Below are 19,384 nucleotides of genomic sequence, written 5' to 3' on the forward strand. Positions count from 1 at the left end.
GATTGGCATTGGGAGCGGCATGCGCGATTTCGCACCGCGCATGCCTGTTCGCGAAGCTCGGATCAATTGCCGAGAATGCCGTTGATCTCCTCGGCGGCTGCATCGAGTGTCGCCTTTGGTTCGCCGTTGCCGAGATAGATGGTCTGAACCGCATCGGAAGTCGTGGCGGCGATCTCCTCCCAGCCTGCGATGACCGGGGCGAAACGGGCATCCGGCAGGAGCGCGGTGAATTCCTTCAGGTCGGCGTTGTCGGCAAAGGCCGGCTGCTCGGCAACTTCCGGATTGACCGGCAGGAAGCCTTCGCCCGAAGTGAACTTGGCGCGCCACTCGGTGGTGAAGAGCTGGTCGAGAAACTTCCAGGCCAACTCCTTGTTCTGGGAGTTTTCGAACATGATGATGGAATCGGTTACGCCATAGGTGCCGCGATCGCCGTCCGGGCCCGCCGGAATGGCGGCCACGCCATATTCGAGATCCGGGGCTTCTTCCTTAATCTGGTTGGACAGGAACGGCGCGGTGATCATCATGCCGACTTTGCCCTGCTTGAACAGGTTCTGGACGTCCTCGCGGTTGTATGACGTGACGCCGGGCTGCGTCGCGCCGGAGTCGATCAGCGACTTGTACATCTCCGCCGCCTTGTAGCCCGCATCCGTGTCGAGGCCGGAGGTGCCGTCTTCTTCCACGAGTTGCCCGCCATAGGCCCAGAAGGCGTAGTAGAAGTAGACGTCGGTCTCGATCTCCTTACCCTGCAGACCGAAGCCGGCAATGTCGTCACCGAGTGCACCGATTTTCTCCGCCGCCTCGGCGAGTGCGTCCCAGGTGTCGGGCACTTCCTCGATACCCGCCTGCTCGAACAGCGCCTTGTTGTAGTACATGGCGCGAGCCGAGGCCGCGATGGGCAGGCCATAGGTTTTCTCCTGCATCACGGAAGGCTCGAGGAAAACCGGGAAGAAGCGGTCCTTGAAGTCCTGCGTCATGTGATCGTCCAGTGGCGCGGCGATTCCCTGGTCGACGAAATCGATCAACCAGCGCGTGCCGATGATCGACAGATCGGCATTGGCTCCGCCCGAAATGTCGGTGGTCAGCTTCTGCAGGAGCACATCCCACGGCACCACCTCGATCTGGATGTCGGCGTCCGGATTGGCCTCTTCGAACGCTTTTGCGGCTTCCTCGAAATAGGGGCCCGTCTTGGAGCTGTATTCGGCGACGGTGACGCGCACGGTCTCGGCCTGCGCCCAGCCCATCATGGACAGAAGCGCGACGCCGGCGACGGCGGTCTTGAGTGCGGTCTTGTTCATTCCTGTCTCCCTGTTCCTCTCTCGGGTTCGGTTTCGAAAACCTGTGGCACGCTTTCCGCGCCTTGCATGTTCTTGGCGGCCGTTTCAGCGCGCGTGGCGACCTTTCTTGTAATTTTTTTACAGAATTTCGATTTAAGCAAGGGAAATCGCACATTCATGTTGCTAAATTACGATTTTTCGGCAAACCTTTGGAAATCGGCCGGTCTCCATTCGCCCGCGCTGGAGCAGGGCGAACGCAGGAATGCGATGGACAAACCGAAGCAACGGATGGGAGCGCAATGATCGATCTTGGTGGCCACAAAATCGTTGTGACGGGCGCGGCGGGCGGCATCGGACGGGCCATGGTGCAGACCCTGTCCGGCTTCGGCGCCGCCGTGGTGGCCTGCGATCTGGAAGACGCCGACCTGTCTTTCGACGGTGTCGTGGAAGCGCAGCGTTTCGATCTCCTCGACGATGACGCGATGGAGGCGGCCGCAGCGCGCATCTGTGAAGAGGGCGTCCCGGATGCCGTGATTTCGAATGCCGGCTGGACGCGCGCGGAAACGTTGCGCGATGTGACGCCCGATGCACTTTCCCACGAACTCGACCTGAATCTGCGCAGCGCGGCCCGGCTCTCTCAGGCGTTTTTGCCCGCCATGCGGAATCATGAAAATGGCGCCGCCTTCGTGTTTGTGTCGTCGATTAATGCCCTGTCGCATTACGGCAACCCCGCCTATGCGGCGGCCAAGGCGGGCTTGATCGCATGGATGCGCGCCATTGCGACCGAAGAGGGCCGGAACGGTATTCGTGCCAATGCGATCACGCCTGGCTCGGTGCGTACCATGGCCTGGGATCATCGCATCGAGCGCGACCCGGGAATATTGGGCAAGGTCGGGCGACTTTACCCGCTTGGCCGCATGGTGGAGCCCGATGAAGTGGCACGCGCCGCCGCCTTCCTGGCCTCGCCGCTCGCCAGCGGCATCACTGGCACCGTGCTGCCCGTGGATGCGGGGATCTCCGCCGGAAACCTGCCCTTTCTCGAACAGATAGCCGGTTGAGGAGCGCCCTTCATGGCCGATTTGAAACTGACCGATATTTCCAAGCGCTATGGCACGCTGATGGTCATCGAAAAGCTGTCTCTGGCAATCGACGATGGCGAGTTCGTGGTGTTGGTCGGGCCTTCGGGCTGCGGCAAGTCTACCCTTTTGCGGATGATCGCCGGGTTGGAACCCATCACCGGAGGCGACCTGATCATCGGTGGCGCCCGCGCCAACGATATTCCGCCGCAGAAGCGCGATACTTCGATGGTGTTCCAGTCTTATGCGCTTTTTCCGCATATGAGCGTACGCGATAACATCAGTTTCGGGCCGCGCGTACGCGGAGAACCGAAGGACGAGACGGAACGGCGTATCCGCAGGGCGGCCGAAATCCTGAACCTCGATGGCTATCTCGATCGCAAACCGGGCCAGCTTTCCGGAGGCCAGCGCCAGCGCGTCGCCATGGGCCGGGCTATCGTGCGCGATCCGAAGGTGTTTCTGTTCGACGAACCGCTGTCCAACCTCGACGCCAAGCTGCGCATCCAGATGCGCACCGAGATCAAGGCGTTGCACCAGAAGCTGGGCACCACCATCGTCTATGTGACGCACGATCAGATAGAAGCCATGACCATGGCCGACCGCATCGTCGTCATGAACGGCGGCAACATCGAACAGGTGGGCACGCCGCTCGAGCTCTACGACCGCCCGGCGAACACCTTCGTGGCCGGTTTCATCGGTTCGCCGGCCATGAGTTTCCTGGACGCGAAGACGGCGTCCGCCGATGGAGCGCCGGTGGCGGTGCTTTCCGAGGGAACGAAGTTGCCCATAGCTCCCGGTCGAGGCGAAGGCCGGCCGGTGACCGTCGGTATCCGGCCCGAATCCTATCGGCGCGACCCGCAGGGACCGCTGGTGCTTCACGTTGAAGTGGTCGAACCGACAGGGCCGGAAATCCATGTGTTCGGCACGATCGCTGGCGAGGATGTCCGTGTGGTTCTGCGCGACCGCGAATTGCCCCGGCCTGGCGAAGAATTGCGGCTTTCGGTACCGGTCGAGCACGTGCACCTCTTCGACCACGACGACGGTCGACGGCTCGAGGCGGCATGAGAATGGATGCGCGGTCGCCCAACGACACGGAACGCACGGTCGATATCATCGCCCGGCTGCAGGACCGGCTGGACCGTGGGCGTGGCGCGGAAATCCGGCTGGTGGAGAGCATTCTGGCCGATCCGCATTTTGCGGCGCACGCGCCGATTGCGCAGATCGCCGAGCGGGCGGGCGTGAGCGAGCCGACCATCACGCGGCTTGCGCGTGCGCTCGGGTTTCCCGGCACGCGCGAGATGCGCTTTCATCTGGCCCAGGCGCTCGCTATCGGCGGGGCTTATCTGCGTGAGCCGAGCGCGCCGGTGGAGGATCTGCCGCTCTCCGGCCAGGTTGTTGCCAAGGTGGCGTCCGGTGCGCATGCCGCGCTCGACCTGATGTCTATGGCGCTTGCCGATATCGACCTGGAAACGATGGCGCGCCAGATCAGCCGGGCAAGCCAGATTCTCGTTTATGGCACGGGCGGCAGTTCGTCCTTCGCTGCGGTGGAGTTGCAGAACCGGCTTTTTCGTCTAGGCCTGCATGTCACCGCACACACCGACCCGCAAATGCAGCGCATGAGCGCATCGGTGCTGGAGCCAAAGGCGGTGGTGATCGGCTTCTCCGTTTCGGGACAGGCCGCGTCGGTCATGGATGCGGTGACGATCGCCCGGCAATATGGCGCGCGCGCCTTCGTCGTGACGACGCCCAATACGCCGCTCGCCGAAGCGGGTGACGCACTTCTGCCCCTGTTGTTCAAGGAAGACGGCAATCTCTACAAGCCTTCCTCGATGCGCTATGCGCTGCTGGCGAGCGTCGACATCATCGCGATGGCGACCGCGTTGACGCTCGGCAAGAAGCCTCGCGAGCCAGAACATCCGAAATCCCGATCTTCCCATTGGAGACTGACACCCTTGCGTATTCTCGATCTGGAGACGCCGGCCGTGGTGATCGACCGCGCCAAGGTGGATGCCAATCTCGTGCGCGCGCAGACTTACGCCGATGCCAACGGCCTGAAGCTGCGACCTCACATCAAGACGCACAAACTGCCGATGTTCGCAAAGCTGCAATGCGAACTGGGTGCAGTCGGCATCACCTGTCAGAAAGTCGGTGAGGCCGAGGTGATGGCGGATGCCGGGCTTACCGACATCTTTATCCCTTACAATATTTTGGGCAGTGGCAAACTCGAGCGGCTTTCGGCGCTGCATCGGCGCATCAGATTGTCGGTGACCGCCGACAGTGCGGTGACGGTGGCAGGTTATGCCGACCGTTTCACGGATCCCGAAAACCCCCTGCCCGTGCTTGTCGAATGCGACACGGGCATGGGGCGCTGCGGCGTACAGACGGCGGATGAAGTCGTGGCATTGGCCCAGAAGATCGAGGCGGCGCCGGGGTTGCGCTTCGAGGGGCTGATGACCTATCCGCCACGCGGCAGGTTGGAAGCGGTAAGTCAATGGCTGCACGGGGCGATCGCGGCGCTGAAAGAAAGCGGACTTGGGGTCAACACTGTATCCAATGGCGGATCGCCCGATTTCTACGGGGCGGCCGCGGTGAAATGCGCGACGGAACACAGGCCCGGCACCTATATCTATTCGGACCGGACGCAGGTGGCGTTCGGCCATGGCGCGCTTGAGGATTGCGCATTCACCGTGCTTGCGACCGTGGTAAGCCGTCCGACGGAAAACCGCGCCGTCATCGACGCCGGGTCCAAGACGCTAGCCGCCGACATAGCGCCCGTACCAGGCCATGGGCACATCGTCGAATATCCCGATGCGGTGATCGCCACGCTCAGCGAGGAGCACGGCATCGTCGATCTGTCGGGCTCGACGAAAAAGCCCGGGATCGGCGAGAAAGTGCGCATCGTTCCGAACCATGTCTGCCCGGTTTCGAACCTCTTCGATGCGGTGCACCTGGCCGATGGCGGCACGGTGACCGAAACCGTTCCGGTCGCCGCGCGCGGCCGCCTGACCTGACGACCAAGCATCAAGACGGAGGAGCTTATGACCTACGACAAGAACCCCTTTCCCGAAGGCGATGCCGACCGTCACTATCTATGGGAGATGCTGGTGCGGCGCGACATCGATGCGTTTCTCTCGCGCGACTGGTCGATGGTGGAAGGGGATTTCGCCGAGGACCGCTTCTTCGGCATGCATGCGCATTTCCTCAACGATGCGGATTCCTGGCGGCTGCAGTTTCCCGACGTGAAAACCTATCGCGACGAGTGGCTGCGCCAGGGCAAGGAGACCGCGGCGACCGAGTTTGCCGAGCCGCTGCGCGATGCGATGTTCCGCGTGACCAATATGCGCGACATCGACATCGATGGCGACCGCGCGGTCCTGCACAAGAAGTTCAACGGGAGTGTCGCCAAGGCCGACGGAACCGTCGACCGGCTCAACTGGCAAACGCTCTATTTTTGCGCCAAGATCGACGGACGCTGGAAGATCACGGGCTTCGTCGGCTATATGCCTCACCCGCTGGGCGGATGAACGCTCAAACGCGCTGGCCGGTCTCCGCATCGAAAAGATGGGTCATACCGTCCTGGATGGTGAGCGGCAATGTATCGCCGGGTGCGATCTGTGCGCTACCGGGCAATCGGGCGATCAACTCGCCGCCGGCGCCGTTGGCGCCGGAAAGCGTGCCGTGGGCGAGCGTGTCGGCGCCGAGCGTTTCCACCGCCGTGACCGACAGGCTCAGCGCTGCGTTTTCGGCGGTTGCGACCTGCAAATGCTCCGGACGCACACCGAAGAGAAGCGGCCGTCCCGTTTCCACGGGCTCCACGCCGAGCGCCAGCTTGCCGCCGCCTTCCAGCGCGAAGTCCGAGCCCGAAACGCTTCCCTTCAGAATGTTCATTGCCGGCGAGCCGATAAAGCCGGCGACAAAACGCGTTGCCGGACGCTCATAGACGGCCATCGGCGTATCGATCTGCTCGGCAATGCCGGCGTTCATCACCACCAGCCGGTCGGCCAGTGTCATCGCCTCCACCTGGTCGTGGGTTACGTAAAGCGCGGTGGTGCCCACCGAACGCTGCATCTGCTTGATCTCGAGGCGCATCTGCACGCGCAGCTTCGCGTCGAGGTTGGACAGCGGCTCGTCGAACAGGAACACCGACGGATTGCGCACCAGCGCACGGCCCATTGCGACGCGCTGGCGCTGACCGCCCGAAAGTGCGCGCGGCTTGCGGTCGAGAAAAGGCTCGAGTTGCAGCATGGCGGCCGCCTGGTCGACGCGCTGGCGAATCTCGTCCTTGCTCTTTCCGGCGATTTTCAGACCATAGGCCATGTTGTCGAACACGCTCATATGCGGATAGAGCGCATAGTTCTGGAACACCATGGCGATGTCGCGTTCGCGCGGTTCCAGATCGTTGACCACCCGGCCACCGATATCGATCGTGCCGCCGGAGATGCGCTCGAGCCCCGCCACCATCCTTAGAAGCGTGGACTTGCCGCAGCCCGAGGGGCCGACGATGACGATGAATTCGCCGTCGGCCACGTCTAGACTGACGCCGTGGATGACCTCGGTCTTGCCGTAGGATTTGCGGATGTCGCGTATGGAAATCGTGGCCATGCCGATTTCGGTCCTTCTATTTTTCTGTCTCGACGAGGCCCTTGACGAAGAGGCGCTGCATGAAGATTACCACCGCCACCGGCGGCAGAACGGCCAGCGTCGCGGCGGCCATCGTCACGGGCCAATTGCCGTAATCGTCGGCAGTCGGCATCATCTGCTTCAGGCCCATCACGATGGTGTTCATCTCCGGCCTGGTGGTGATGAGCAATGGCCACAGAAATTGATTCCATCCGTAAATGAACAGGATCACGAACAACGCCGCGATGTTGGTCACCGACAGCGGCAGCAGGATGTCCTTGAAGAAGCGCAGCGGCCCCGCCCCGTCCACGCGCGCAGCCTCCACCAATTCGTCCGGCACGGTCATGAAGAACTGGCGGAACAGGAAAGTGGCGGTGGCGGAGGCGATCAGCGGCAGGATCAGGCCGGTGTAGGAATTCAGCATGCCGAGAGAAGCGACCACTTCATAGGTCGGCACGATGCGCACTTCCACCGGCAGCATCAGCGTCATGAAGATCGCCCAGAAGGCGAACATGCGAAAGGGGAAGCGGAAATACACGATGGCATAGGCCGACAGGATCGAGATGGCGATTTTGCCGACGGCGATGCCCATTGCCATGACGAAGGAATTGAACAGCATGCGCCCCACCGGGGCTGTGATGCCCGAGGTCAGGGCCTCGGTATAGTTGTCGATGAAGTGCGGCCCCGGCACCAGCGGCATTGGCGGGCGGATGATCTCGAAATGCGTCAGTGTCGAGCCGACAAAGGTGAGATAGATCGGGAAGCAGACGATGCCGATGCCAATGATCAGCACTGCATGCATGAGAACGGTTCCGATACCCTGTTTTTCAACCATGATCCGCCCCTCAGTAATGCACGCGCCGCTCGATATAGCGGAACTGGATGACGGTCAGGATGCCCACGACAACCATGAGCACGACGGACTGGGCGGCGGATGAACCGAGATCCTGCCCGACGAAACCGTCCGAATAGACCTTGTAGACGAGAATGGTCGTCGACTGGCCGGGGCCGCCGGCCGTCATGGTGTGAATGATGCCGAAGGTCTCGAAGAAGGCATAGACGATGTTGACCACCAGCAGGAAGAACGTGGTCGGCGATAGAAGCGGGAAAACGATGGTGCGGAAGCGATGCCATTTGCCCGCGCCGTCGATAGCCGCGGCTTCGATCAGGCTCTTCGGGATCGCCTGGAGACCGGCGAGGAAGAAGAGGAAATTGTAGCTGATCTGTTTCCAGGCGGCGGCGAGAATGACGAGCGTCATTGCCTGGCCGCCGTCGAGGACCGGGTTCCAGTCGATGCCGACAGCCTTCATGTAGAAGGCGATCACGCCGATGGAGGGCTGGAACATGAAGAGCCACATGACGCCGGCAACCGCCGGAGCCACAGCGTAGGGCCAGATCAGCAGCGTCTTGTAGGCCCCCGCCCCCTTGATGACCTGATCGGCCATCACGGCGAAGAGCAGGGCCACCGACATCGAGACGAGCGTTACGAAGAAGGTGAAGATCGCTGTCGTGAAAAACGACTGGAGGTAATACCGGTCGTTGAAGAGATACTCGAAATTGGAAAACCAGACGAAGCGCGCACCCAGACCGAACGGATCGGGCAAGAGCAGCGACTGGTAAAGAGCCTGGCCGGCGGGCCAGAAGAAAAAGACGATGGTTACTGCAAGCTGTGGCGTAAGCAGCAGATAGGGCAGCAACCGATTGTCGAAAGTGACGCGTTTTTCCATGGGCCGACCGATTGATGCGGAGCCGGCATCGTTAGGCCGGCCCCGCGGAGTTCATGCAACTAACGCGTCGACTGCTCGAAGCGGCGCAGCAATTCGTTGCCACGGCTCGCGGCCTCGTCGAGTGCCGCCTTGGCGTCTTTCTGGCCCTGCCACACGGCTTCCAGTTCCTCATCGATGATCGCACGGACCTGGTCGAAATTGCCGAGACGGATGCCCTTGGAATTGTCTGTCGGCGCCTTGCCGGTCATCTGAAGGATGGCGATGTCGGTGCCCGGATTCTCCTCGTAGAAGCCCTGCTCCTTGGTCAGCTCGTAGGCGGCGGTGGTGATCGGGAGATAGCCGGTGTCCTGATGCCACTGGGCCTGCACTTCAGCGCTGGAGAGGTAGTTCAGGAACGCAGCAACGCCGGCATATTCTTCCGCCTCATGCCCCGACATCACCCACAGCGAAGCGCCGCCGATGATCGTGTTGTAGGGCGCGCCTTCCGCATCCGCCCAGTAAGGCAGATTCGTCACGGTGAAGGGGAAGTCGGCCTCGGCCTTCACACCGGCGTAACCGGCGGACGATTCGGTGAACATTGCGCATTCGCCGGAGCGGAAGCGCGCGCCGCCCTCATTGCGGCGGCCCGAATAGCTGAAGAGGCCATCCTTTGCCCATGCGCCCATCTTGTCGATGTGCTTGACCTGTAGCTCGCCATTGAAAGCAAGCTCGGTGTTGGTGCCGGCAAAGCCATTGGCCTCGGTGGCGAAAGGCACATTGTGATAGGCGCTCAGATTCTCGAGATGAATCCAGGATTGCCACGCCGTGGTGAGCGGGCATTCAGAGCCGGCTTCCTTGAGCTTGACGAGAATTTCCTCAACCTCCGGCCAAGTGGCAGGCTTCGTTTCGGGATCGAGACCGGCCTCCTCCAGCGCGTTCTTGTTAATATAGAGAACCGGCGTCGACGAATTGTAGGGCAACGACAGCATCTCGCCATCGGTGTTGGTGTAATAACCGGCCACCGGCGCCAGATAGGCGTTCGGATCGAATTCGGCCTCGGCTTCCGCCATCACCTCGTAAACGGGCTTGATAGCGCCCTCGGCTGCCATCATCGTTGCGGTGCCGACCTCGAAAACCTGAAGGATATGCGGCTGCTCGCCGGCGCGGAAGGCGGCGATGCCGGCGTTCAGGGCTTCGGAATAATTGCCCTTAAGCGTGGCGACGACTTCATACTCGTCCTGGCTGGCATTGAAATCCGAAACCTGCTTTTCCAGCAGTTCGCCGAGCCGGCCGGTGAAGGCATGCCAGAATTGGACCTGGGTTTGCGCCTGTGCCATGCCGACCATTGCCGGAAGGGCCACGGTCAGAGCTGTGGCCGCGGAAAGCATTGAGCGAGTTTTCATGTCATATCTCCCTGTAGCGTCGATCGCCGGTTTAGGACCGGTCTCTATTGATCGGCTTGTGTTACGGTTGGATGACAGCATCTGTAGAACGCATTGTCTATACCTTCTGCGTTATAGAAATTTCATGCCGCGTTCATATCCCGCTCCGGTTGGCCTTGTGAGCGAGCCTCCTATAGAACATCCGGGATCGAATCGTTTTTCTAGGCTTGAGGGCACGATGGCAATCATGGCGCGGGTGGCGGCGGGTGCGATAACGCTGTTCGCACGCTTTATCACGGCCGTGCGGGCCGTCTGGGAAGGCATCGAGCCGATTCCGAGGCAACGTATCTATTTCGCCAATCATGTGAGCCACGGCGACTTCATTTTATTGTGGACGGTTCTGCCTGCGCGCATGCGCCGGCAAACCCGGCCCGTGGCCGGCGCCGACTATTGGCTGAAATCCCCGATCCGCCGCTTCATCGGGCGCGATGTGTTCAACGCGGTGCTTATTGATCGCAACCGCGATACGCGCATCGACGATCCGATCGAGCAGATGGCGGATGCGCTGGACGGCGGCGCCTCGCTCATCGTATTTCCCGAGGGCACGCGCAACGAGACGGAGGCCCCTCTTTTGCCTTTCAAGAGCGGGATATTCCATCTCGCCACGGCACGCCCGGCAGTCGATCTCGTGCCGGTCTGGATCGACAATCTGAATCGGGTCATGCCCAAGGGCGAGATCGTGCCGGTGCCGCTGATCTGCACGGTCACCTTCGGCGCTCCGCTGCGCCTTGAGGCCGACGAGACCAAAGACGCCTTCTTGGCGCGGGCGCGCGATGCGCTCTTGTCCCTACCCAAGGCTGAAGAAGGCAACGCGTGATGACCGGGCATCAGATCGATCTTCTGAAACTGCTTGCCGGACTTGCTGCCGTGCTCGTTGCCGCTTCGCTTGTGGGGCATCTTCTCCAGCGGAGGCTTTCGCCCGACGGGACCAATACCGTTGTCGAGAACCTCAATGATCGGGTGAACGCCTGGTGGGTGATGATCATCCTGATGGGGGTCGCGTTGCTGTTTGGCCGCATGGGCGCGATCCTTCTTTTCGGATTCGCTTCTTTCGCCGCCTTGCGCGAATTCGTGACCCTGACGGACACGCGGCGCGGCGATCATTGGGCGCTCGCGTCCGCCTTCTTCATCGTTCTGCCGCTCCAGTATTATCTTGTCTACATCGACTGGTACGGACTCTATTCAATCCTGGTGCCGGTCTATGCGTTTCTCTTGATGCCCATCGTGTCGGCACTGCGGGGCGACACGGACCGGTTCCTCGTCCGGGTCGCGGAAGTGCAGTGGGCACTGATGATCTGCGTTTTCTGCGTTTCTCATGTGCCGGCGCTTCTGACGCTGCAAATTCCCGGCTATGAGGGCCGCAACCTGCTGTTGATCGCATTCCTCGTCGTTGTCGTGCAGTCGAGCGACGTGCTGCAATATGTCTGGGGCAAGCTCCTCGGACGCACCCCGATCGCGCCGAAGCTTTCGCCGTCCAAGACGGTGGAGGGTTTCATCGGCGGTGCGCTCAGCGCCACGCTGGTGGGGGCCGGTCTCTTCTGGATGACGCCGTTTACGCCGGTTCAGGCCGGCCTTCTGTCCTTCGTCATCGTGCTCATGGGATTTTTCGGCGGGCTCGTCATGTCGGCCATCAAGCGCGATCGCGGGGTGAAGGACTGGGGACATCTGATCGCCGGCCATGGCGGCTTCATCGACCGGCTGGATTCGGTGATTTTCTCGGCGCCCATCTTCTTCCATCTGGTCCGCTACTGGTGGTCGCTCACATGAAAGCGATGCTCGCCCGCATGGCGAAAAAGAGCGCCGTTCACATGGCGTTCGCCTTTCTTGTCATGGGTTCCTGGGCGGTGTTCGCCAATCGCAGCCATCCGATGCCGCGCCCGCTTCTGGCGGGTGCGATCCAGGGACTTCTGTCCGCCTGCATCACATTGTTTCTGAAGCGCATGGTGGAATGGCTGACGGCACGCTTCTCGGGGTTGGGGGCGCTTGTTCTGCCGCCGCTCATCGCCTGCCTCGTTTCCGCGACGCTGCTGACTGCGATCCATGCGGCCGCCGGCACACCGGAAATTCTGGCGACCGTCACCCTGCCATTGACCGTCGCCACCTCTTATGCGGCCCTTTACACCTACTCTTTATGGAGCGTCCGACCGTGAGCGAGACCGAAAATCGACGCCCGCTGGCCAGCCGCAATACCGGCTGGGCCCATACCCTGACGCGTTGGCTTGCCGCGACCGGCGTTACGCCGAACCAGATATCGATGGCAAGCATGGGCTTTGCGGCATTTGCCGGCCTTGCCTTCTGGCAGGCCGGCGCGGCGGACGGCGCGGCGCGGCTTGTGTTTCTCGCTCTCGGCGGCTTGTTCGTTCAGTGCCGTCTCCTGTGCAACCTGCTCGATGGCATGGTGGCCGTCGAGGCGGGCAAGGGCACACCCGACGGTGCCTTCTGGAACGAGTTTCCCGACCGAGTCGCCGACATCGCGATTCTCGTCGGCGTGGGGTACGGAGTGGGGCTGCCTGCGCTTGGCTGGGCGGCCGCAGGGTTTGCCGTTCTCACAGCCTATGTGCGCGAACTCGGCCGGGCGTGTGGCGCGTTGGCAGACTTTTCCGGCCCCATGGCAAAACCGCATCGAATGGCTGCGATCACCGCCGCCGCGGCGCTCTCGCTGTTCGAACCGTTGTGGAATGGTCGGGGCGATGTGTTGACGGTGGCGTTGTGGATCGTGGCGTTCGGCACGGCGTTGACGGCGTTGCGTCGGTCGGTGCGGTTGGTCAAGGCGCTGCGCGGCCAGGCCGGGGCCGTCAGTCGGCACCACCAGAGCGAACCCTGACCCCTCGCGCCCGGCCCGGCCTTCTCACTTCGTATCGCGCTGGAATATCCAGTCGTGATCGGGAGCGGGCACGAAACGCCATTTGCGCAAGGGACCGGCCATGACGTTGAGATAATACATCTCGAAGCCGTACGGCGCACCACAGGGGTGATGGCCCTTCGGCACAAGGACGACGTCACCGTCGGAGACCGCCATGGTCTCGTTCAGCTGGAGGTCGTCGGTGTAGACGCGCTGGATACCGAAGCCGTCGGCGGGATCGAGCCGGTGATAATAGGTTTCCTCCAGATAGGTCATGTTCGGAAAATCGTCTTCGTCGTGCCGATGCGGCGGATAGGACGACCAGTTGCCTTGCGGGGTGTAGACCTCGGTAACGAGCAGACTGTCGGCGACGTCGCGCCCTTCCATGGCAATGTTGTGGATGAAGCGTGTGTTCGCACCCTTACCGCGCTCCTCAAGACCGATGCCGGCCGGGCCGATCACCTGCGCCTCGTGACCGCCCTTGCCTGGCGCGGTGCAGACGGCGAGCGTGCAATCGGTCGTTGCCCTGGCCTGCCAGTCGCTGCCGTCGGGAATGTAGACCGCGTGCGGCGGCAGGCGCTCGAACACGTTCATGCGTTCGCCGATCTCGCCGAAATCCCTGCCCGCGCCGGAGATTTCCGCTCTGCCCTCGACGAGAACGAGGATCGCTTCGCGCGCGCCGGTCGCCTCCGAGACCATCTCGCCGGTTTTCAGGCGGTAGAGGCCGAATCCCACATAGCTCCAGCCCGCCGATTGTGGTGTGATGTCATGCACCTTGCCGGTATCGCCGGCGGGTCTTACCAGAAGATCGGACATGGCGTTTACCTCATTCGTTTTCAGCATCGCCGGGCGTGAACGCGTAAAGCAGCGACCAAGCGGCGTAAACGCCGGCGGCGGTGAACAGGATGCCCCAGAAGGGCGCGCCGGAGGCGAATTCGAACAGCCCCCAGCCAAGACAGACGGTCACAACGGCCACCCGCCGCCAGAGCGGCCGGAAGAACGGGTGGCCGGCGTCGAGAAATTTCATGCCGGGCCGCCCCGGACGAGGCCGGCGGTACGCGCCGCCCGCCGCAGCGCCTTCAGCCCCATGGATTGATAGTCGACGGGATCGGCCTTGAGCGGATCCTGCTCGGCCTCGATCACCAGCCATCCGTCATAGCCCTTTCGCGCCAGCGTCGTCAGCACGGGTTCGAAGGCGAGGCCGCCTTCGGGGTCGCCCGGAACCGTGAACACGCCGCGCCGCACGCCCTCAAGAAAGGAGAGCCGCTCTGCTTCCACCTGACTGCGAATGGCGGGGCGGACATTCTTGGCGTGAAAATGGGAAACGCGGTCGCCGTAGGTCTCGGCGAGTTCCACCGGATCGGAGCCGCCGAACCAGGCATGGCCGGTATCGAGCAGCAGACGCGTTGCCGGTCCCGTGCCGTTCATGAGGCGGCCGATCTCCTCGCGATCTTCAACGATGGTCCCCATGTGGTAATGATAGACCAGCGCGATGCCTTGAGATGCGCAATGGTCGGCAATCGCTTCCACGCCGGCGCAGAACGCAGGCCAGCGTTCATCCGCCAGGCGGGGGCGGTCGGCAAGCGAAACCGTGTCGTCGCCATGCACGGCATTGGAGGTTTCACAGACGATGCAAACCTCGCAGCCATTCGCCTTCAGCATGTCGAGATGCGGCTGGATCGCCTTCTTCTCGGCCTCGACGTCGTTGACGAGCAGGTTGAGGGAATGCCAGCCGGAAACGAAGACGAGGCCGTGTTCGGAGAGTGTCGCTTTAAGCGACGCTCCGTCCGAGGGCATCTTGTGCCCCTTCTCGATGCCATCGAAGCCGATGGCCGCCGCTTCGGAAAGGCACTGCTCCAGTGGAATGTGCGCGCCGATGGTCTGGTCGTCGTCGTTCGACCAGGCGATGGGATTTGTGCCGAAGCGGATCATTCAGGTTCTTTCTTTCAAAGCGGATTCATAGGCGGTGCGCGCGGCGTTGACCTCTCGGCGCTCCGAAACCTCGGGCACCGCCACATCCCACCAGTATCCGCCGGCCTCCGTGGAGGGGTAAGGATCAGTGTCGATCACCACAACGAACGGCCCCCTGGCCGCGCGCGCCTCGGCGAGCGCGGTTTCAAGCTCCGCTATGGAACCCGCTTTGCGCGCCTCGGCCCCCATGGAAGCGGCGTGCGCCACAAAGTCGATATGCGACGGGTTCACATGATGCGTGTGGTCCAGCAGATTGTTGAACTCGGCGCCGCCCGTGCCCATCTGCAGCCGATTGATGCAACCGAAGCCGCGATTGTCGGTTATGACGACGGTGATTTTCGCTCCCATCGAAACGGCAGTGGCGAGCTCGGAATTCATCATCATGTAAGAGCCGTCGCCCAGCATCACGACGACGTCCCGGTCCGGCTCGGCCATCTTGATGCCGAGACCTCCGGCGATTTCGTAGCCCATGCAGGAATAGCCGTATTCCATGTGATAGGATCCTGGCCGTCCGGCTTTCCAGAGCTTGTGCAACTCGCCCGGCATGGTGCCGGCCGCGCACATGACCACCGTATCCTCGCGTGCCGCGCGCTGCACGGCACCGATTACCTGCATGTCGGTGGGAAGGGCGTTGTCCTCGGCGCTCGGTGCGGCCGTCACGGCATCCGCGGCCTGGAACCAGTCCTCTTTCAGCGTCGGGTCGGGCGCTTCCACCTTCCAGCCGCCGAGCTTCTCGGACAGGAGCTTCAGGCCGATATCGGCATCGGCGACAAGCGCCTGCGCGTCGTGCTTGGTTCCATCGTAGGGTTGAACGTTCAGTGCCAGAATGCGGCGGTTCCTGTTCTTGAACAGTGCCCAGGAACCGGTGGTGAAATCCTGGAACCGCGTTCCAACGCCGAACACCAGATCCGCGTCTTCGCAAACCGCATTGGCGCTGGCCGATCCGGTGACGCCCACGGGACCGAGATTAAGCGGGTGATCCCAGGGAAGAGCCGACTTGCCAGCCTGTGTCTCGACCACGGGGATGGCGTGCTTTTCGGCAAATGCCTTCAGTGTCTCGCATGCATCGGCGTAATGAACGCCGCCGCCGGCGACGATCACTGGGCGGCTCGCCGCACGGATGGTTTCGATGGCGGCTGCCAACTCGTTCTCGTCGGGTCGAGGCCTGCGACGGCGCCAGATCTTTTCGGCGAAAAAATGCTCCGGCCAGTCGTAAGCCTCCGCCTGCACGTCCTGGCAGAAAGCGAGTGTGACGGGGCCGCAATCGGCCGGATCCGTCATGACGCGGAAGGCGCGCGGCAGTGCTGTGAGAAGCTGTTCGGGCCGGGCGATACGGTCGAAATAGCGAGAGACGGGACGGAAACAATCGTTGGCGCTTACCGTGCCGTCGGTAAAATTCTCGACCTGCTGCAAGACCGGATCGGGGCCACGATTGGCGAACACATCGCCGGGCATCAAAAGCACGGGCAAACGGTTTACATGCGCAAGGGCGGCCGCCGTCACCATATTGGTTGCGCCGGGGCCGATGGATGAGGTCACGGCCATGGCGCGGCGGCGGCCAAGTTGCTTGGCATAGGCGATGGCCGCATGGGCCATGGACTGCTCATTGTGGCCGCGAAATGTGGGGAGGCTGTCGCGTTCGGCATGGAGTGCCTCGCCGATGCCGGCGACATTGCCATGCCCGAAGATCGCCCACATGCCGGCGATGAAGGGGGCACCCTCCTCGTTTCTCTGGGCGGCGATATAGCGGATGGCCGCCTGTGCCGCCGTCAGCCGGATGGTGCTCATGCCGCCTCTCCCTTTCGCGCCCGCGCCCGGTCCCAGACGGCGCAGAGATTTGCATAGTTTTCCGTCATTTCGGCTATGGCCACCCGGTCGTCGATCGCACCGGAAAGCCAGCGCCGCGCCGCTTCGGCGAAGATGGTCCGTCCAACGGCGAAACCCTTGACCATATCGAAGGAGGCTGCAACCGCGAAGCTGTCTTCCAATTCCTTCGCCGGAGCGTCGAGCCCCAGGACCACGACACCGCGCGTGTGCGGATCGTTGCGCTCGATCGCGTCGCAGGCATTCTTCCAGGCAGCGCGCGACGTCATCGGTTCCAGCTTCCACCAGTCGGGATAGACGCCGATCTCGTAAAAGCGTTCGATCACCGTGGCTGCGGTGGTGTCGTCGCAGGCCGCGACTTTGGATGGGATGATCTCGAGCAGCATTTCAAGCCGGTTGCGGCGGCTGGCGGCAAAAAGGCGTTGAACGGTCGCTTCCTGCTCCGCTTTCATCGGAGCCGCGTCGTCCGGGTGATAGAAACACAGAACCTTGACGACATTTTCCAGCGGCCATTCGCCGAGCCCGCCATAGTCGGGTCCGATAGACGGTTCCAATGTGAGCGGGCGCGAGCCCGGCCACTCGACCGGGCGGCCGATCCACAGGCCCGAGCCCGATGCGCGGTAAAGCGCCTCGCGTCCAAGCCGACCGTCGCACAGAATGCCGTATCCGTGGCGGCCGCCGGCCACGGTTTTGGCCGCTTCCAGGCACAATGTCTTGAAATCGCCAATGCGCTCGTGGGAAACGCCCGCCTCATCGGCCATGGCCTCGAGCTGCATGCGGTGATCGAAAGCGAAAACACGCATTTCCGGCCAGTCGCCATGTCGTGTCGTCGCCCAGTGCACCTGTTCGAGTGCGGCATCCTTGCGCAACGCTTTCTCGCGGACGCCAGTGCGAAAAAAGTAATTCAGTTCGTCGAACGAGGGATAGGCCGGTGTGCAGCCATGGCGTGAAACGGCGAAGGCGCCACAGGCATTTGCGTATTTCAGCGCCGTGGGCCAGTTCTCGCCCGAAAGCCAGCCTTTCAGCAGGCCGGACATGAAGCCGTCGCCCGCGCCAAGAACGTTGAACACCTCAATGGGAAACCCCTCGCCCGCCTCGCCCTCGTCGAGCGAATCGGGTATCGCGCCGGTGAAGGCGGACGCGCCCATCGGGCCGCGTTTGCACACAAGGACGGCATCCGTGAGCGTACGTACGGTTTTCAGGGCCTTGAGCGTATCGGTGGACCCGCCGGCGATATGGAACTCTTCTTCCGTGCCGACGATCAGATCGAACAGCGGCAGTGTGGATTGAAGCTTGGCGGTGACACGCTCGGATTCGATAAAACGGCTTTCGCCGGCGCCATGTCCGGCAAGTCCCCAAAGGTTCGGTCGGTAGTCGATGTCGAGCGCGGTCAGCGCACCATGATCGCGGGCCAGCCGCAGCGCCTTCAGAACGGCGGCTTCGGTGCGCGGATGGGAGAGATGGGTGCCGGTGGCGCAAACGCAACGCGCCTCGCCGATGAAACCCGCGTCGATATCGTCCTCGTCGAGCGCCATATCGGCGCAGTTCTCGCGATAGAAGATCAGCGGAAACTGCTCCTGGTCGCGGATGCCGAGCAGCACCAGCGCCGTCAGGCGTTCCGGATCGGTGACGACGCCGCGCGTGTCCACGCCCTCGCGTTGCAGCTCTTCGCGTATGAAACGCCCCATATGCTCGTCGCCGACACGTGTGATCAGTGCCGATTTCAGGCCGAGCCGCGCCGTACCGGCGGCGATGTTGGTGGGCGAGCCGCCGATATACTTGTTGAAGGAACCCATGTCCTCCAGCCGCCCGCCGACTTGCGCGCCGTAAAGATCGACCGAGGACCGGCCGATGGTGATGAGGTCGAGGGACTTCATCGCTGTCTCCTCCGTGCGTTCCTGCTGTGTCACGCTCCCGTTGGACGGCAGGGGCGACGGTGCGCCGAGTTCGGCCTTCCGTCACATTCGATAATGGAAGATATGTTCTATTTTTATCTCAAAATCAATATTGAAATTCTATTTTTGCCGTGTGTTCGCGCCCACCGCAACCACCAGCGCGACTGCGAGTGAGAGCGTTGCGGAAAGCGAGCGGAAGTCGCCGAAATCGGCTTCGGATACGGTCAGCATGAGTGGGGTGATGGGCCGGAGCGGGCTGGCGATCGCGTCGGTGATTGCCACGACCTCGGCACCGGTGGCGCGCGCGGCCTCGGCCAGTTCGATGGTTTCGGGTGTGTAAGGCGCGAAAGTGATGGCGATGACGGCATCGCCCTTGCGGATGGCGTGGCGGTTGTCCAGCCGACCGACATGGTCGTGGATCATCGTCGGCACATTCATCTTTTCGAATGCATAGGCGAAATAGGCGGCGACGGAGAACGCGCGGCGCAGTCCGACAATATGCACCATGTTGGCGTCCGAAAGCGTCCTGATGGCCGCGTCCAGGACCTCCGGGTCGATCGTCTTGGCGAGGTTTTCGAGCGACAGCCGTCCCGCTTCGATAAACTCCGCCAGCAGGGCTGACGGGCTGCCTGCACCGCTCTCGCGTAGTTTTTCCAGGCGTGTGGCGTAGTCCGGCCAGTTTTGCGCATAGGAATCGCGAAAAAGGCGTTGCATCTGGGAGAATCCGGAAAAGC

Annotated in this window: 19 protein-coding genes and 1 pseudogene; 9 read left to right on the forward strand and 11 right to left on the reverse strand. The window is 62.4% G+C overall.

Translation table 11 applies throughout. The features are described 5' to 3' along the window. Positions 1–62: 62 nt before the first annotated feature. A complete protein-coding gene (locus QZ638_RS00900; protein WP_295805841.1) occupies positions 63–1,295 on the reverse strand; it encodes a sugar ABC transporter substrate-binding protein in 1,233 nt (410 codons plus the stop codon). A gap of 278 nt (positions 1,296–1,573) precedes the next feature. Between QZ638_RS00900 and QZ638_RS00905 the strand changes: the two genes are divergently transcribed. The 5 genes and pseudogenes from QZ638_RS00905 (at position 1,574) to QZ638_RS00925 (ending at position 5,874) form a co-directional block, all read left to right on the forward strand. After that, entirely contained in the window at positions 1,574–2,332 is a 759-nt protein-coding gene (locus QZ638_RS00905; RefSeq protein WP_295805842.1) for an SDR family oxidoreductase, read from the forward strand. Between the two features lie 12 nt (positions 2,333–2,344). Then, positions 2,345–3,415 (forward strand): sn-glycerol-3-phosphate ABC transporter ATP-binding protein UgpC, encoded by a 1,071-nt coding sequence (gene ugpC / locus QZ638_RS00910; RefSeq protein ID WP_295805843.1) that lies wholly within the window; start codon positions 2,345–2,347, stop codon positions 3,413–3,415. Between the two features lie 2 nt (positions 3,416–3,417). Beyond that, positions 3,418–4,197: pseudogene (locus tag QZ638_RS00915) on the forward strand (MurR/RpiR family transcriptional regulator); the annotation flags it as partial. Between the two features lie 105 nt (positions 4,198–4,302). After that, on the forward strand, positions 4,303–5,361 hold the full coding sequence (locus QZ638_RS00920) for a D-TA family PLP-dependent enzyme (protein ID WP_295805871.1): 1,059 nt from the start codon (positions 4,303–4,305) through the stop codon (positions 5,359–5,361). A gap of 27 nt (positions 5,362–5,388) precedes the next feature. After that, complete coding sequence (locus tag QZ638_RS00925) at positions 5,389–5,874, forward strand: hypothetical protein (protein ID WP_295805845.1); 486 nt, start codon at positions 5,389–5,391, stop codon at positions 5,872–5,874. Positions 5,875–5,878: 4 nt separating this feature from the next. On the opposite strand, the gene QZ638_RS00930 is transcribed toward QZ638_RS00925, so the two are convergent. Genes QZ638_RS00930 through ugpB form a run of 4 tightly spaced genes read right to left on the reverse strand, consistent with a single transcriptional unit; the run spans position 5,879 to position 10,079 of the window. Beyond that, positions 5,879–6,952, reverse strand: coding sequence for a sn-glycerol-3-phosphate import ATP-binding protein UgpC (locus QZ638_RS00930; protein WP_295805847.1), 1,074 nt, complete (start codon positions 6,950–6,952; stop codon positions 5,879–5,881). 16 nt (positions 6,953–6,968) lie between these two features. Then, positions 6,969–7,805 carry a sn-glycerol-3-phosphate ABC transporter permease UgpE gene (ugpE, locus tag QZ638_RS00935; protein WP_295805849.1) on the reverse strand — a complete coding sequence of 279 codons (837 nt, stop codon included), beginning with the start codon at positions 7,803–7,805 and terminating at the stop codon, positions 6,969–6,971. Positions 7,806–7,815: 10 nt separating this feature from the next. Next, complete coding sequence (gene ugpA, locus QZ638_RS00940; protein ID WP_295805852.1) at positions 7,816–8,697, reverse strand: sn-glycerol-3-phosphate ABC transporter permease UgpA; 882 nt, start codon at positions 8,695–8,697, stop codon at positions 7,816–7,818. A gap of 59 nt (positions 8,698–8,756) precedes the next feature. Then, the gene (gene ugpB / locus QZ638_RS00945; RefSeq protein ID WP_295805854.1) at positions 8,757–10,079 is read right to left on the reverse strand and encodes a sn-glycerol-3-phosphate ABC transporter substrate-binding protein UgpB; all 1,323 of its coding nucleotides are present in this window, start codon (positions 10,077–10,079) and stop codon (positions 8,757–8,759) included. Between the two features lie 217 nt (positions 10,080–10,296). Between ugpB and QZ638_RS00950 the strand changes: the two genes are divergently transcribed. Genes QZ638_RS00950 through QZ638_RS00965 form a run of 4 tightly spaced genes read left to right on the forward strand, consistent with a single transcriptional unit; the run spans position 10,297 to position 12,942 of the window. Continuing rightward, positions 10,297–10,935, forward strand: coding sequence for a lysophospholipid acyltransferase family protein (locus QZ638_RS00950; RefSeq protein ID WP_295805855.1), 639 nt, complete (start codon positions 10,297–10,299; stop codon positions 10,933–10,935). Further along, the gene (locus QZ638_RS00955) at positions 10,935–11,885 is read left to right on the forward strand and encodes a phosphatidate cytidylyltransferase (RefSeq protein ID WP_295805857.1); all 951 of its coding nucleotides are present in this window, start codon (positions 10,935–10,937) and stop codon (positions 11,883–11,885) included. The genes QZ638_RS00950 and QZ638_RS00955 overlap by 1 nt, the downstream gene beginning before the upstream one ends. Continuing rightward, on the forward strand, positions 11,882–12,268 hold the full coding sequence (locus QZ638_RS00960) for a hypothetical protein (RefSeq protein ID WP_295805859.1): 387 nt from the start codon (positions 11,882–11,884) through the stop codon (positions 12,266–12,268). Before QZ638_RS00955 ends, QZ638_RS00960 begins: the two co-directional genes overlap by 4 nt. Continuing rightward, positions 12,265–12,942, forward strand: a complete 678-nt coding sequence (locus QZ638_RS00965; RefSeq protein ID WP_295805861.1) for a CDP-alcohol phosphatidyltransferase family protein — start codon at positions 12,265–12,267, stop codon at positions 12,940–12,942. The genes QZ638_RS00960 and QZ638_RS00965 overlap by 4 nt, the downstream gene beginning before the upstream one ends. Before the next feature lie 24 nt (positions 12,943–12,966). Here the strand turns inward: QZ638_RS00965 and iolB are convergent, their stop codons facing one another. The 6 genes from iolB to QZ638_RS00995 all read right to left on the reverse strand — a co-directional run. Next, positions 12,967–13,776 (reverse strand): 5-deoxy-glucuronate isomerase, encoded by an 810-nt coding sequence (gene iolB / locus QZ638_RS00970; RefSeq protein WP_295805862.1) that lies wholly within the window; start codon positions 13,774–13,776, stop codon positions 12,967–12,969. 10 nt (positions 13,777–13,786) lie between these two features. After that, the gene (locus tag QZ638_RS00975; RefSeq protein ID WP_295805864.1) at positions 13,787–13,987 is read right to left on the reverse strand and encodes a DUF3329 domain-containing protein; all 201 of its coding nucleotides are present in this window, start codon (positions 13,985–13,987) and stop codon (positions 13,787–13,789) included. Then, the gene (iolE, locus tag QZ638_RS00980) at positions 13,984–14,892 is read right to left on the reverse strand and encodes a myo-inosose-2 dehydratase (RefSeq protein WP_295805865.1); all 909 of its coding nucleotides are present in this window, start codon (positions 14,890–14,892) and stop codon (positions 13,984–13,986) included. The genes QZ638_RS00975 and iolE overlap by 4 nt, the downstream gene beginning before the upstream one ends. Continuing rightward, positions 14,893–16,719 (reverse strand): 3D-(3,5/4)-trihydroxycyclohexane-1,2-dione acylhydrolase (decyclizing), encoded by a 1,827-nt coding sequence (gene iolD, locus QZ638_RS00985; protein WP_295805866.1) that lies wholly within the window; start codon positions 16,717–16,719, stop codon positions 14,893–14,895. Continuing rightward, complete coding sequence (gene iolC, locus QZ638_RS00990; RefSeq protein ID WP_295805868.1) at positions 16,716–18,632, reverse strand: 5-dehydro-2-deoxygluconokinase; 1,917 nt, start codon at positions 18,630–18,632, stop codon at positions 16,716–16,718. The genes iolD and iolC overlap by 4 nt, the downstream gene beginning before the upstream one ends. Before the next feature lie 138 nt (positions 18,633–18,770). After that, a partial coding sequence (locus QZ638_RS00995) for a MurR/RpiR family transcriptional regulator (RefSeq protein ID WP_295805869.1) occupies positions 18,771–19,384 on the reverse strand: 614 nt, incomplete at its 5' end.

Source organism: uncultured Nitratireductor sp., from assembly GCF_913053745.1.
Taxonomy (GTDB): domain Bacteria; phylum Pseudomonadota; class Alphaproteobacteria; order Rhizobiales; family Rhizobiaceae; genus Nitratireductor.

Bases quoted from the DNA above. Each gene is read 5' to 3' on its own strand.
- QZ638_RS00900 (WP_295805841.1), bottom strand. From the start codon at position 1,295: ATGAACAAGACCGCACTCAAGACCGCCGTCGCCGGCGTCGCGCTTCTG.
- QZ638_RS00905 (WP_295805842.1), top strand. From the start codon at position 1,574: ATGATCGATCTTGGTGGCCACAAAATCGTTGTGACGGGCGCGGCGGGC.
- ugpC (WP_295805843.1), top strand. From the start codon at position 2,345: ATGGCCGATTTGAAACTGACCGATATTTCCAAGCGCTATGGCACGCTG.
- QZ638_RS00925 (WP_295805845.1), top strand. From the start codon at position 5,389: ATGACCTACGACAAGAACCCCTTTCCCGAAGGCGATGCCGACCGTCAC.
- QZ638_RS00930 (WP_295805847.1), bottom strand. From the start codon at position 6,952: ATGGCCACGATTTCCATACGCGACATCCGCAAATCCTACGGCAAGACC.
- ugpE (WP_295805849.1), bottom strand. From the start codon at position 7,805: ATGGTTGAAAAACAGGGTATCGGAACCGTTCTCATGCATGCAGTGCTG.
- ugpA (WP_295805852.1), bottom strand. From the start codon at position 8,697: ATGGAAAAACGCGTCACTTTCGACAATCGGTTGCTGCCCTATCTGCTG.
- ugpB (WP_295805854.1), bottom strand. From the start codon at position 10,079: ATGAAAACTCGCTCAATGCTTTCCGCGGCCACAGCTCTGACCGTGGCC.
- QZ638_RS00950 (WP_295805855.1), top strand. From the start codon at position 10,297: ATGGCAATCATGGCGCGGGTGGCGGCGGGTGCGATAACGCTGTTCGCA.
- QZ638_RS00955 (WP_295805857.1), top strand. From the start codon at position 10,935: ATGACCGGGCATCAGATCGATCTTCTGAAACTGCTTGCCGGACTTGCT.
- QZ638_RS00960 (WP_295805859.1), top strand. From the start codon at position 11,882: ATGAAAGCGATGCTCGCCCGCATGGCGAAAAAGAGCGCCGTTCACATG.
- iolB (WP_295805862.1), bottom strand. From the start codon at position 13,776: ATGTCCGATCTTCTGGTAAGACCCGCCGGCGATACCGGCAAGGTGCAT.
- QZ638_RS00975 (WP_295805864.1), bottom strand. From the start codon at position 13,987: ATGAAATTTCTCGACGCCGGCCACCCGTTCTTCCGGCCGCTCTGGCGG.
- iolE (WP_295805865.1), bottom strand. From the start codon at position 14,892: ATGATCCGCTTCGGCACAAATCCCATCGCCTGGTCGAACGACGACGAC.
- iolD (WP_295805866.1), bottom strand. From the start codon at position 16,719: ATGAGCACCATCCGGCTGACGGCGGCACAGGCGGCCATCCGCTATATC.
- iolC (WP_295805868.1), bottom strand. From the start codon at position 18,632: ATGAAGTCCCTCGACCTCATCACCATCGGCCGGTCCTCGGTCGATCTT.